The sequence below is a fragment of the Streptomyces sp. DSM 40868 genome, from assembly GCF_011820545.1.
GTDB lineage: Bacteria > Actinomycetota > Actinomycetes > Streptomycetales > Streptomycetaceae > Streptomyces > Streptomyces eurythermus.
Genome location: NZ_CP050504.1, coordinates 3,129,384 through 3,141,483, shown reverse-complemented (window position 1 = coordinate 3,141,483; position 12,100 = coordinate 3,129,384). Strand labels below are relative to the sequence as shown.

At 73.8% G+C, this 12,100-nt stretch carries 8 protein-coding genes; 3 read left to right on the top strand and 5 right to left on the bottom strand.

Annotated elements, in window-relative coordinates; genetic code table 11:
- Positions 1 to 6: 6 nt before the first annotated feature.
- Both HB370_RS14125 and HB370_RS14120 read right to left on the bottom strand, forming a co-directional pair.
- Positions 7 to 1,461: an MFS transporter gene (locus HB370_RS14125; RefSeq protein ID WP_030777142.1), complete on the bottom strand. Its 1,455-nt coding sequence runs from the start codon at positions 1,459 to 1,461 to the stop codon at positions 7 to 9.
- A gap of 45 nt (positions 1,462 to 1,506) precedes the next feature.
- The gene (locus tag HB370_RS14120) at positions 1,507 to 3,039 is read right to left on the bottom strand and encodes an MFS transporter (RefSeq protein ID WP_078637352.1); all 1,533 of its coding nucleotides are present in this window, start codon (positions 3,037 to 3,039) and stop codon (positions 1,507 to 1,509) included.
- Here HB370_RS14120 and HB370_RS14115 point away from each other — a divergent pair.
- Positions 3,038 to 3,907, top strand: a complete 870-nt coding sequence (locus HB370_RS14115; protein ID WP_030777138.1) for a helix-turn-helix transcriptional regulator — start codon at positions 3,038 to 3,040, stop codon at positions 3,905 to 3,907. The genes HB370_RS14120 and HB370_RS14115 overlap by 2 nt on opposite strands.
- 53 nt (positions 3,908 to 3,960) lie before the next feature.
- Positions 3,961 to 5,094, top strand: a complete 1,134-nt coding sequence (gene dusB, locus HB370_RS14110; protein ID WP_030777136.1) for a tRNA dihydrouridine synthase DusB — start codon at positions 3,961 to 3,963, stop codon at positions 5,092 to 5,094.
- Positions 5,095 to 5,132: 38 nt separating this feature from the next.
- On the opposite strand, the gene HB370_RS14105 is transcribed toward dusB, so the two are convergent.
- The 3 genes from HB370_RS14105 to HB370_RS14095 form a co-directional block, all read right to left on the bottom strand.
- Positions 5,133 to 6,701 (bottom strand): hypothetical protein, encoded by a 1,569-nt coding sequence (locus tag HB370_RS14105; protein ID WP_051815343.1) that lies wholly within the window; start codon positions 6,699 to 6,701, stop codon positions 5,133 to 5,135.
- A 201-nt stretch (positions 6,702 to 6,902) separates the two neighbouring features.
- Positions 6,903 to 8,840, bottom strand: coding sequence for a glycogen debranching N-terminal domain-containing protein (locus HB370_RS14100; RefSeq protein ID WP_030777131.1), 1,938 nt, complete (start codon positions 8,838 to 8,840; stop codon positions 6,903 to 6,905).
- The gene (locus tag HB370_RS14095) at positions 8,837 to 10,303 is read right to left on the bottom strand and encodes a trehalase family glycosidase (protein ID WP_063766406.1); all 1,467 of its coding nucleotides are present in this window, start codon (positions 10,301 to 10,303) and stop codon (positions 8,837 to 8,839) included. The genes HB370_RS14100 and HB370_RS14095 overlap by 4 nt, the downstream gene beginning before the upstream one ends.
- A 120-nt stretch (positions 10,304 to 10,423) precedes the next feature.
- On the opposite strand from HB370_RS14095, the gene HB370_RS14090 reads away from it, so the two are divergent.
- Complete coding sequence (locus HB370_RS14090; RefSeq protein ID WP_030777128.1) at positions 10,424 to 11,653, top strand: ROK family protein; 1,230 nt, start codon at positions 10,424 to 10,426, stop codon at positions 11,651 to 11,653.
- Positions 11,654 to 12,100 lie beyond the last annotated feature (447 nt).

Sequence of the window (12,100 nt, the reverse complement as noted above, 5' to 3'; positions counted from 1 at the left end):
CCCGCGTCAGGCCCCCTTCGGCGCCGCTTCCACCACCGGGCGTATCTCCGGCGTCTCCAGGCTCGCCGCCGTCTGCTCGGCCGTCCGGCGTGCCCAGCGGCCGCTGGTCAGCAGGCCGAGGACCAGGACGGCGAGGCCGCAGCCGGCGAGGATCCACCAGCCGGGGCGGGCCGCCGGGACGAACGTACGGCGGTACGGCGACGAGCCGATGCCGGAGGCGAGGACCGCGCCGATCACCGCGACGCCGAGCGTGGAGCCCAGTTGCCGGCTGGTGGAGGCGACGGCGGCGGCGACTCCCGCCTGGGCGCGGGGCATGCCGGACACCGCCGTGTTGGTGATCGGCGCGTTCACGAAGCCGAAGCCGATGCCGAAGAGGACGTAGCCGAGCAGCAGGGTGGCGTTGTCCGTCTCCGCCTCGAACGCGGCGAACAGGACACCGCTCGCGGTCATCGCCGCACCCGCCACCAGCAGGGAGACGCGCGGGCCGTGGCTGCCGACCAGACGGCCGGACAGCGGGGCGCACAGGAACATCGGCACGGCCATCGGCAGCATCCACAGGCCCGCGTGCAGGGCGTCGAGGCCGCGCACGTTCTGCAGGTACAGCGTGGACAGGAACAGGAAGCCGCCCAGGGCCGCGAACGCGCTGATCGCGATCACGGTGGCGCCGCTGAACGGAGCCGAGCGGAAGAAGCGCAGGTCGATGAGGGGTTCGGCGCGCCGGGGCTCGTACCACAGCAGGGCCAGCAGGGCGGCCACCGCGATCGCGGCGAAGGGGAGTACGGGACCGGCGCCGGATTCCGGGGCCTCGATGATCGCGTACGTCAGCGCGCCGAACAGGGCGATCACCAGCAGCTGGCCGACCGGGTCGGGGCGGCGGGCGCGGGGCGCGCGGGACTCGGGGACGTAGCGCAGGGTGAGCAGCAGGGCCGCCAGGCCGACCGGGAGGTTGAGCCAGAAGATGGCGCGCCAGCTCACCGACTGCACCAGCAGTCCGCCGACCAGCGGGCCCGCCGCCATGGAGATGCCGACGACCGCGCCCCACACGCCGATGGCGCGGGCGCGCTCGCGGGGGTCGGTGAAGGTGTTGGTGATGATCGACATGGCGACCGGGTTGAGCATCGAGCCGCCCACCGCCTGGACCATGCGGAACACGACGAGCAGTTCCAGGTTCGGGGCGAGGGAGCAGAGCACCGACCCCGCGGTGAACACCGCCAGGCCCACCATGAAGACGCGCTTGCGGCCGATCCGGTCGGCGGTGGAGCCGGCGAGCATCAGCAGCGAGGCCAGGACGAGCGTGTAGGCGTCGATGGTCCACTGGAGTCCGGAGGTGGTGGCCTCCAGGTCGCGCTGCATCGCGGGCAGTGCCACGTTCAGCGCGGTGGTGTCCAGGCTCACGATCAGCAGGCTCATGCAGCAGATCGCGAGCACGAGCATGCGGCGGCGATGGCTCAACTCGGGCATGTCCGCCATCGTACGCCCGTGTCGATAGTGTGTCTAACTAATGAGTCATACATGATCTTTGCCGGGCAGTCGGAGGCCGAGCACCATCAGCCCCAGCAGCCCGGCCGCCTGCACCGCCAGCACCACCGCGAGCGCCCCGCGCATCCCGGCCCCGGGGACCAGCGACAGGAACAGTGAGCCGAGCGTCGCCACCCCGACCGCCAGGCACGACTGCTGGAGCGTGGCCGCGAGTCCGCTGCCGGTCCCGGCCAGCCGGTCCGGGATCGCCGCCAGCAGGAACCGGAAGTACAGCGGCAGCTCGAGTCCCTGGCCGATCCCGCACAGCGCCAGCCCCGGCGCCAGCGCGAGCGGGCTCAGGTGCGGCCACGGGCCCAGCAGCGCCGTCGCCGCCATCGTCGCCAGGCCCGCGATGTGCGCCACCGCCGCCGGTGCCACCGCCCGCCCGCCGAACCGCGCCACCGCGCGCGGCGCCAGCATCGACGCGCCGAACTGCGCCACCCCCATCGGCACCAGCGCCAGCCCCGCCCGCAACGCCCCGTACCCGAGACCCTGTTGCAGCGTGACCGCCGTCACGAACATCCAGCCCGCGAAGCCCACGAACACCGGCAGCCCCAGCAGCAGGCCCCGGCGCACCTCCGGGGACGCCAGCAGCGACGGCGGCAGCAGCGGGCTCCCGGCGGTGCGCTCCGCGCGCCGCTCCACCCGGTGGAAGGCCAGGGCGCACAGCGGCGCGGCGCAGAGCAGCAGCACCGACCACAGCGGCCAGCCCGCCGCCCGGCCCTCGGTCAGCGGCAGCAGCAGCGCGCACAGCGCCGCCGCCAGCAGCGCCGTACCCGCCAGGTCCGCCCGCGCGGGGCGCTCGGCCCGGCTGTCCGGCACCGACCGCAGCGCACAGCCCAGCCCGGCCACCGCCACCGGCACGTTCACCAGGAACACCGCCCGCCAGCCGGTGCCCGCGAGGTCGGCGGCGACCAGGACCCCGCCCAGCACCTGCCCGAGCACGATGGACACCCCGCCCACCGAGCCGTACAGGGCGACCGCGCGGGCCCGGCGCTCGCCGGACGTCGTGGCGTGGATGGTGACCAGCACCTGCGGCAGCAGCAGCGCCGACGCGGCGCCCTGGGCCACCCGCGCGGCCACCAGCCACCATGCCCCCGGTGCCAGCCCGCAGGCCAGCGAGGTCAGCCCGAAACCGGCCACCCCCCACAGGAACAGCCGCCGCCGGCCGAATGTGTCCCCCAGCCGGCCGCCCAGCACCAGCAGCACGGCGTACGCCACGGCGTACCCGGCGACCACCATCTCCAGGGTCGCCGGGGGCGCGTCGAGATCGTGCTCGATCGTCGGCAGCGCCACGTTGACGATGAAGAAGTCGATCATCGGCAGGGCGGCGCCGAGCAGCAGGGTGAACAGGCCGAGCGGGGTCAGGGCCGCCCGCGGCGGGGCGGCGGTCGCAGAGGATGTCGTCGTGGTCACGCCCCGACTCTGCGCCGGGTCCGCAGCCGGGTACCAGACGGTGGTTATCCGGGTACCGGCACCAACTGGCACAGGGATACCGCCGGACGGCACCCTTGGTGCCATGACCATCGCAGTGCCCGAGCAGCAGACGGAGACACGGCGCCGGGAACTGGCCGCCTTCCTGCGCAGCCGGCGCGAGCGGATCACCCCCGAGCAGGTGGGCCTGCCCCGCGGCCCCCGCCGCCGCACCCCCGGACTGCGCCGCGAGGAGGTCGCCCAGCTCTCCGCGGTCGGCGTCACCTGGTACACGTGGATCGAGCAGGGCCGCGCCGCCCATGTCTCCGCGCAGGTGCTGGACGCCGTCGCCCGCGCCCTGCTGATGGACCCCACCGAGCGCGCCCACCTGTTCGCCCTGGCCGGGACCCACGACCCGCGCTCCGGGCCGGAGTACCCGGTCGCCGCCAAGACCGCCCTCAAGGTCGTCGAACGGCTCGCCCCCTACCCGGCCTCCCTGCAGAACGCCCGCTACGACGTCCTCGCCGCCAACCGCCCCTACGCCCAGCTCTTCGGCGACCCCGCCGAGCTGCCCCCGGCCGACCGGAACTGCCTGTGGCTGCTGACCACCAGCGAGCGCTGGAAACGGGACTTCCTGGACCGGGACGAGATGCTGCGCGACCTGATCGCCAAGTACCGCGCGGGCATGGCCGAGCACGTGGCCGAGCCCGCCTGGAAGCAGCAGCTGAACCGGCTGCTCCGGGCCTCCGGCGAGTTCCGGGAGCTGTGGGAGCGGCACGAGGTCGCGCCGATGTCCCCGCACGTCAAGCGGTACCGGCACCCCCGGGTCGGGCTGATCCGGCTGGAGCACCGGAACATGTGGCTGGCCCCGCAGTCCCCGGCCCACCGGGTGGTCGCCTACCTGCCCGCCGACGAGGAGAGCGAGGAGCGGCTGGAGCGGCTCGCGGAACTGCCCGACGAGCGCCCCGCCGGGTGAGGGACAATGGAGCCTCGCCCCTGTCGCCGTAGATCCGTCCCGGAGCCCTGACGATGACCCACCCGCTGACCATCGGACCGCACGCCGTGACGCCGCCCGTCGTGCTCGCACCCATGGCGGGGATCACCAACGCCCCCTTCCGCACCCTGTGCCGGGAGTTCTCGGGCGGCAAGGGACTCTTCGTCAGCGAGATGATCACCACCCGGGCGCTGGTCGAGCGCAACGAGAAGACCATGCAGCTCATCAGGTTCGACGCGAGCGAGCGGCCGCGTTCGATCCAGCTGTACGGCGTCGACCCCGTGACCGTCGGCAAGGCCGTCCGCATGATCGTGGAGGAGGACCTCGCCGACCACATCGACCTGAACTTCGGCTGCCCGGTGCCGAAGGTGACGCGCAAGGGCGGCGGCTCCGCGCTGCCGTACAAGCGGAACCTGCTGCGGGCCATCCTGCGCGAGGCGGTCTCCGGCGCCGGGGACCTGCCGGTGACCATGAAGATGCGCAAGGGCATCGACGACGACCACATCACCTACCTCGACGCCGGCCGTATCGCCGTCGAGGAGGGGGTGACCGCCATCGCGCTGCACGGCCGTACCACCGCCCAGCACTACGGCGGCACCGCCGACTGGGACGCCATCGCCCGGCTGAAGGAGCATGTGCCGGAGATCCCGGTGCTCGGCAACGGCGACATCTGGTCGGCCGAGGACGCGCTGCGGATGGTGCGGGAGACCGGCTGCGACGGGGTCGTGGTCGGCCGGGGCTGCCTGGGCCGGCCGTGGCTGTTCGCGGACCTGGTGGCCGGGTTCGAGGGGCGTACGGAGGATTTCGTACGGCCGACGCTGCGGGAGGTCGCCGACGTCATGGTGCGGCACGCCACGCTGCTCGGGGAGTGGAGCGGCGACGAGTCCAAGGGTGTGGTGGACTTCCGCAAGCACGTCGCCTGGTATCTGAAGGGCTTCGCGGTCGGCTCCGAGATGCGCAAGCGGCTCGCGATCACCTCGTCCCTGGAGGAGCTGCGGGCCGGGCTGGACGAGCTGGACCTGGACCAGGCGTGGCCGGCCGGGGCGGAGGGGCCGCGGGGGCGGACCTCCGGCAACAACCGGGTGGTGCTGCCGGACGGGTGGCTGAAGGACCCGTACGACTGCTCGGGCGTCGGGGAGGACGCGGAGCTGGACACCTCCGGCGGCTGAGCATCCCCGGGGCTCCGCCCCGGACCCCGGCCTCGCCGTCAGTTCTTCCCCGGTCCCGGTGTCGAGCCGTACGCCCTCAGGAAGCGGTCGCGGAAGGCGCTCATCTTCCAGACCGGGGCGTCGTGGGCGGGGCGCAGGCCGTCGGTCCAGTGCCAGTCGGCTGTCCGGTCCAGCAGCTTCGGGTCCTTGGCGACGAGCGACACCGGCACGTCCCGGCTCGCGTGGGTGCCGCTGACCCGGGCGATGGGCTGGTGGTCGCCGAGGAAGACCAGCACGGTGTCCTTCGTGCCGTACCGCTGGAGCCACTCGGTGAGCGCGGTCACCGAGTACTGGACCGACTTGCCGTACTCCGCGCGGGACTTGGCGGTGTCGGCGATGACGTCCGCCGCCTTGGCGCCCGCCGCCTCCATGGCCTTGAAGGCCGAGCCGTCGCCGAGCCGGTCCCAGTCCACCATGCTCGGGACCGGCGCCCAGGGCTGGTGGCTGGAGGTCAGGACGAGCAGCGACATCCGCCCCTTGCCCGCGGCCGGCCGCCTGCCGTGCACCCGCTCCTGGTACTGCTGGAGCGCGTACTGGTCGGGCATGGTCGACCAGCTGAACTTCGGACCGCGGTAGCCGAGCCGGAAGGCGTCGTAGACCTTGTCCAGGCCGTACCACTTCTGCTCCGGCCAGCCCTTCTGGACTCCGGGCATCACCCCGACCGTCTCGAACGCGCCGGTCTTCCGGAACGCCCCCGTCAGGCTGAGGCGGTCGCTCGCCATGACCGTGCGGTAGCGCTGCTGGTTGCTGATCCACAGCCCCGACATGGTGGTGGAGTGGCCCAGCCAGCTGCTGCCGCCGTACGTCGCCGAGGTCAGCCAGCCGCTCCGGGCGTGGAAACCGGCCTTGGCCAGGGCCTTGGTGCGGGCGTCGAGCATCCGGTCCACGCCGGGTGCCATGACCGGGTCCTCGATCGCGCTGCGGCCGTAGCTCTCGACGAACGCGAAGATCACGTCCTTGCCGCGCAGGTCCGGCACGAGCCTCTCGCCCGGGGTGTTCCCGAACGCGTCGGCCCGGGCCACCTTCCGGAACTCCGCCTCGTCCCGGAGCGTGTCCGAGACCCGGTGCACCTGGCCGCGCAGCGCGGTCACGGTGCGGTGGGAGGCGAGCGGCACGGCCGCCGGCGCCAGGCCGAGCGAGGCACAGGCGACCCACGCGACGGCGGCGATCAGGGTGGAGCGGCGGGCGGTGCCGGGGTGCCGGGCGAGCAGCTCGGTCAGCCGCACCACGGACAGCGCCAGCAGCACGAAGAGCAGCAGGACCAGGGCGAGGGCCCCCGCCACGGCGGCGCGGGCGGTTCCGGAGCCGAGGGAGTCCTCCAGATACGACTCCGCGTCCCCCAGCAGGCTCCAGTCCAGCACCACGTCGAACGTCCGGCCCAGATACTGCCGGAAGCCCATGTCCAGCGCGTTCAGCACGGTCAGCGCCGCGAGCAGCACCCCGCACCCCGCCGCCACCGCCACCCGGGGCCGGCGCGGCAGCGCGGGCAGCACCACCGCCCCGACGACGGCCTCCGCCGGTATGCGGACGAAGGCGGCCGGCCCGAGCCGGTCCGCCGAGTCCGGCATGACGAGCGCCGCGAGCACGAGGAGGGCGGCGAGCCCGGTCAGGGCGCCGGACAGCGCCCGCGCCCTGCCCGGCCACCGCCACCCCACCCCGCGTACGACGGACTCGCGCTCCCCGGCCACCACCACGACTGACTGACGCATGCCCCTCGGTACGGCGCACGGCGGCCCGCTGTTCACCGGGGAGCGCGGGACACCGTGCGCTCAGACGCCCCCGACCGCCGTCAGCAGGGCCAGCGGCGCCGCCGCCGACCGGGCCTCCAGGCCGCACGCGTGCGGGTACGGCACCGGCTCACCGTGCGTGTCCCGCCCGTACCCGGCCCACACCTCCGGCAGCCGGTACCCGGTCACCGCCGCCGCGTCGAGCAGCGCGTGCGCCACCGTACGGGCCTCGTCGTGCAGCCCGTAGCGGGCCAGGCCCAGCGTGATCAGGGCGTTGTCGTGCGGCCAGACCGAGCCGCGGTGGTAGGACAGCGGATGGTAGGCCGGCTGCCCGGAGGCCACCGTGCGCACGCCCCAGCCGGAGAAGAAGTCCGGCTCCAGCAGCCGCCGGCCCACCACCTCGCCGTACTCCTTGTCCAGCAGCCCCGACCACAGCAGATGCCCGGCGTCGGAGGCCAGCGCGTCTATCTGGCGGCCCTGGCCGTCCAGCGCGAGCGCCGGGAACGACCGCTCCCGCATCCAGAAGTCCCGCTGGAACCGGTCCCGCAGATCGGCCGCCGCCTGCTCCAGCAGCGCCGCGTACGTCTCGTCGCCCCACACCCCGCGCGCCACCGACGCCGTACGGCGCAGCGCGTCGTACGCGTAGCCCTGCGCGCCCGCCGCCATCACCGCGCCGGTGGGCCGGGTGCCGTCGGCGCAGCAGATCGCGCCGGGGGAGTCCTTCCAGTTCTGGTTGGCGAGGCCGCCCTCGTCGGCGCGGTAGACGAGATAGCCGCGCGAGGTCAGCCCGCCGTGGTCGAGCATCCAGCCGATGGCGGCCCGGGCGTGCGGCTCCAGCCGGCGGGCCAGGGCCGTGTCCCCGGTCTGCTCGACATACGCGCCGAGCAGGACGAGGAACAGCGGGGTGGCGTCCACCGAGCCGTAGTAGCGGCCGAACGGCACCTGCCCGAAGTGGGCCAGCTCCCCGTGCCGCACCTCGTGCACGATCTTGCCGGGCTGGGCGACCGGGGCGTCACCGGTGCCGGTGGCCTGGGTGGCGGCCAGGGCGAGCAGGGTGGCGGCGGCCGGACCGGGGCGGTAGGGCAGGGCGAACAGGGAGGTGATCAGCGCGTCCCGGCCCAGCAGGGTGAGGAACCAGGGCGCGCCGGCCGCCGGGACGCGCAGGTCCTCGCCGTCCGGTCCGCCGGCCGGCACCTGGAGCGCGGCGAGGTCGGCGAGGCCCCGGACACAGGCCGCGGCCAGCTCCGGCCAGCCGGTGGGAAAGGCCACCCCTTCGGCGAACTGCTCCTCCCGGGCGCGTAATTGACGGTGCACGGCGGCCGGGTCGCGGGGCACGCGCAGCGCGCGCTTCTCGCCGTGCGGGCGGGCGATCACCCGCAGCAGCAGCTCGGTCGTGCCGTGCGGCGCGACGTCGAGGGACCACACCAGGCGGCGGGCGCCGGTGCCGGTCTCCTCCACGGCGTCCGGGGCGGGGTCGGCCGTGATCGCCGTGCGGGACCGCCAGTCGGCCCGGCGGTAGGCGAACTCGATGCCGTCGGGCAGGAGTTGACGGGAGCGTACGACGCCGGTCTTGACGTAGGTGCGGTGGTCGGAGCGGAGTTCGAACTGGTCGGTGAAGTCGGCGTCGACGGTGAGCGCGAGTCGTACGGTGATGGGCACCGGACGGTTGCTGGTGACCTTCAGCGACTCCACGAACGAGCTGTCCCCGACGGCCTGTTCACGGAAGACGGTGCAGGCCGGCGGCTCCTGCCGGCCACCGCGCGGGACCAGCACGCAGCGCGCCTCGTCCCCGTCCGTCACCGGGCTGAGCACCTCGGGCACCGCCCCGTCGAGGGTGAGCTGCCAGCGGCTGAGGTGCCGGGCGTCCCGGACGAACAACCCGTCCGGAAAGCCGCCGCCGCGTACCCCGCTGATGTCACCGCGGTCGCCCACGGCGGCGAAGGTGGCGCCGTGCACGAGCAGATGATGCCGGTCCGTCATCCCCGGTCCCCTCCTTGGTCACTCCTGTCGAACGTGCCGGTGCCGGGCGCGGACACGTCCCTTGACGGGCTCTTGTCCGGCCTTTGACGCGTCTGTGATGCGGGCTCGCGGTGGTACAGGTCCAGTGCCAGCGCCGCCGTCCAGCTGAAGCCGGTCGCCCCGCAGGGCTCGCCGGTGTACGGGTCGACGTACTCGGCGAAGCCGGTGGCGTCGGCCAGGTCCAGGAACGCCGTGCGCAGGGCGTCGGCCGCGGCCGTCTCGCCGTGCGCCCGCAGCCCGCGCTCCAGCAGCCAGTTGGTGTTGAACCAGGCCGGGCCGCGCCAGTAGCGGTGCGGGTCGAACGCCTCCCCGAGCAGGTCGTAGCTCGGCACCAGCCGGGTGCGGCCGCCGAGCGAGAAGTGCGGCCCGCGCAGGGTGTCCACCAGCGCGGCGGCCACATCGCGGGGCAGACCGGGCAGGAGCAGCGGGATCAGCCCGGAGACCGAGCGCTCGGGCCGCGGGCCGCCGCCGCGCAGGTCCCGGCACAGGAACATCCCGGCGGCCGGCTCCCACAGCCGCTCCACCAGGGCCGCCGTCAGCCGCTCGGCGCGCTCCCGGCGGGCGGCACCGGCGGCGCCCAGCTCCTCGGCGATCCGCGCGAGGGCGTGCTCGGAGGCGATCAGCAGGGCGTTGAACGCCGGGTCCTCCACGGCGAACTCCCCGCCGTCATCGGCGTATTCACGGTCCCGGTAGTCGGCGGCCAGCCGCACGTACCGGCCGTAGTCCAGATCGGTCGGCCGGTCCTCCGCCGCGCCGTGGTCGAGGTCGGCGCGGCGGAAGGAGCGGGCCGGGGCCGGGGTGATCCGGGCCAGCGGGGCGTCCCAGCAGGGGCTGTTGTCCATGCCCTGCTCCCACGGGTGCACCACGGACACCAGTCCGGCGCCGCCGAGGTCGCGCCGGTGCAGCAGATACCGGTGCCAGGCGGCCAGCTTCGGGTAGACCCGGGCCAGGAAGCCGCGGGAGCGGGACAGGGCGGGGTCGGCGCGGTGCACCAGCCAGGCGGCCAGCGCGTGCACCGGTGGCTGCACGATGCCGGAGGTCTGTACGGTGCGCGGGGCGCCCGCGGCGCGTCCGGCGGTGGAGGAGCGCCAGAAGTCGGGGCTCGGGAAGTAGGCATCGAGCGGGACGGAGGGGTTGAAGACGATGTGCGGGACGCGCCCGTCGGCCCACTGCGCGGCCAGCAGCGTCTCCAGCTCCGTCTGGGCCCGGGCCGGTGAGACGTGCCGCAGCCCGATCGCGATGAACGCGGAGTCCCAGGACCACTGGTGCGGGTACAGCTTCCTGGACGGGACCGTGGAGGCGCCGGTCCAGTTCGCCGCCAGCACCCGGGCGGCCCTGACGTGCGGGGACGGCGGTGCGGTCGGTGGATCGTATGCGATCTCGTACGGGAAGGGACGGGTACTGAGCTGGGCGGTGCGATCCACTCGGGGCTCCCCGAAGACGTCCGGCCGCGCGAGTTCGGCTGCGGCCACCGTAGGGTTACGTCTATTTAACACGCAAAACTCAATATGTAAGGCAAGCTGGAGAAACACAAGGGGGTGCGCATGACCGGACGCCCGGGAAGGGCCGGCAGGAGCGGCAGGAGCGGAGGCCAGGCGGGAGCCGGCGATCTGCTCGCCCTCGTGCGCAACGGCCGGGCCGTGACGCGCGGGGCGCTCCAGCAGGCGACCGGACTGTCCCGCGCCACCGTCGGCCAGCGCCTGGACCGGCTGTTCCGGGCGGGCTGGCTGCGCGAGGGCGCCGGCGGCCCGGTCGACTCGCCGCTCGGCGGACGCCCTTCCATCACGCTGGAGTTCGACGACTCCCACGCGGTGGTCCTCGCCGCCGACCTGGACACCCGGCACGCCCGCGCGGCCGTGCTCTCGCTGACCGGAGAGATCCTCGCCGAGCAGGCCGGCACGCTGGTGGTGGAGGAGGGGCCGGAGGCGGTCCTCGGCGAACTGGGCGGCTGGTTCGAGGAGTTGCTGACCAAGGCCGGGCACGGGGCCGAGGAGGTGTGCGGGATCGGGCTCGCGGTGCCGGGCCCGGTGGACAGCGAGACCGGCCGGGTGGTGCAGCCGCCGATCATGCCGGGCTGGGACGGCTACGACATCCGCGGCCGGATGTCCCGTGCCTTCACCGAGCGCACCGGGGCGCCCGCCGTGCCGGTGCTGGTCGACAACGACGCCAACCTCATGGCCTACGGCGAGCAGCGCACCGGATACCCCGACTGCACGGCCTTCGTACTGGTCAAGGTGTCCACCGGTATCGGCGCCGGGGTGGTCGTGGACGGCTCCGTCTACCGGGGCGTGGACGGCGGCGCCGGCGACATCGGGCACATCCGGGTCGGCGCCGACGCGCTGTGCCGGTGCGGTTCGCAGGGCTGCCTGGCGGCGGTCGCGAGCGGTGGCGCGGTGGCCCGGCGGCTGGCCGCGTCCGGGGTGCCGGCCACCTCCGGCTCCGATGTACGGGACCTGCTGGCGGCCGGGCACCCGGAGGCCGCCGCGCTGGCGCGGGAGGCCGGGCGCCGGGTCGGGGACGTGCTGGCGACGGTGGTGACCCTGCTCAACCCGGGCGTGCTGATGATCGCGGGCGACCTGGCCGGGACGCCGTTCCTGACCGGCGTGCGCGAGCTGCTCTACCAGCGGGCGCTGCCCCGCTCCACGGCCCACCTGGACGTGGTCACCTCCCGGCTCGGTGACCGGGCGGGGCTGGTCGGGGCCGGGGCGATGGTGGTGGAGCACCTGTACGCACCGGAGCGGGTGGAGGAGCGGCTCGCGGCGATGGGGATGTGAGGGGGAGGTTCCGCAACCCGACCCTGGGCGGGTGTGACGGCGGTGTTTCCGCTTCCGACTGGTGTCCGAGGCGTCGTCCGCATGGTGGAATTCGGCGCCTTGTGGCAGCGTGATTCTCGCCACCCTTGATAGGGGTAGCGCTCAGATGAGCGGATCATGCACGACTGCACTTCTCCAAGGGGTGGCACTGGGTGCCACCCCTTGATCGTTCAGCGATCGAAATCAGTCGTGCCGGTCGGCGCTCATCTGAGCGGGAAACCGCGCCTATGGGCGACGGTGCGTTCAAGAAGTGAAAACATAATCTCCGTCAGGCTTGCCAAGCTTTGACTTTCGATCCGCTGGCGGACAGGTGGTTACAGGCACATGACGCGCAAGCAGACGTACCCAACCACCTTCGATCTGGGTATGTTCCTCGCCGTCAGGGCAGCCACCGTGGCCTCAAGGAGT

Bases quoted from the DNA above. Each gene is read 5' to 3' on its own strand.
- HB370_RS14125 (WP_030777142.1), bottom strand. From the start codon at position 1,461: ATGCCCGAGTTGAGCCATCGCCGCCGCATGCTCGTGCTCGCGATCTGC.
- HB370_RS14115 (WP_030777138.1), top strand. From the start codon at position 3,038: ATGACCATCGCAGTGCCCGAGCAGCAGACGGAGACACGGCGCCGGGAA.
- HB370_RS14120 (WP_078637352.1), bottom strand. From the start codon at position 3,039: ATGGCACCAAGGGTGCCGTCCGGCGGTATCCCTGTGCCAGTTGGTGCC.
- dusB (WP_030777136.1), top strand. From the start codon at position 3,961: ATGACCCACCCGCTGACCATCGGACCGCACGCCGTGACGCCGCCCGTC.
- HB370_RS14105 (WP_051815343.1), bottom strand. From the start codon at position 6,701: ATGCCGGACTCGGCGGACCGGCTCGGGCCGGCCGCCTTCGTCCGCATA.
- HB370_RS14100 (WP_030777131.1), bottom strand. From the start codon at position 8,840: ATGACGGACCGGCATCATCTGCTCGTGCACGGCGCCACCTTCGCCGCC.
- HB370_RS14090 (WP_030777128.1), top strand. From the start codon at position 10,424: ATGACCGGACGCCCGGGAAGGGCCGGCAGGAGCGGCAGGAGCGGAGGC.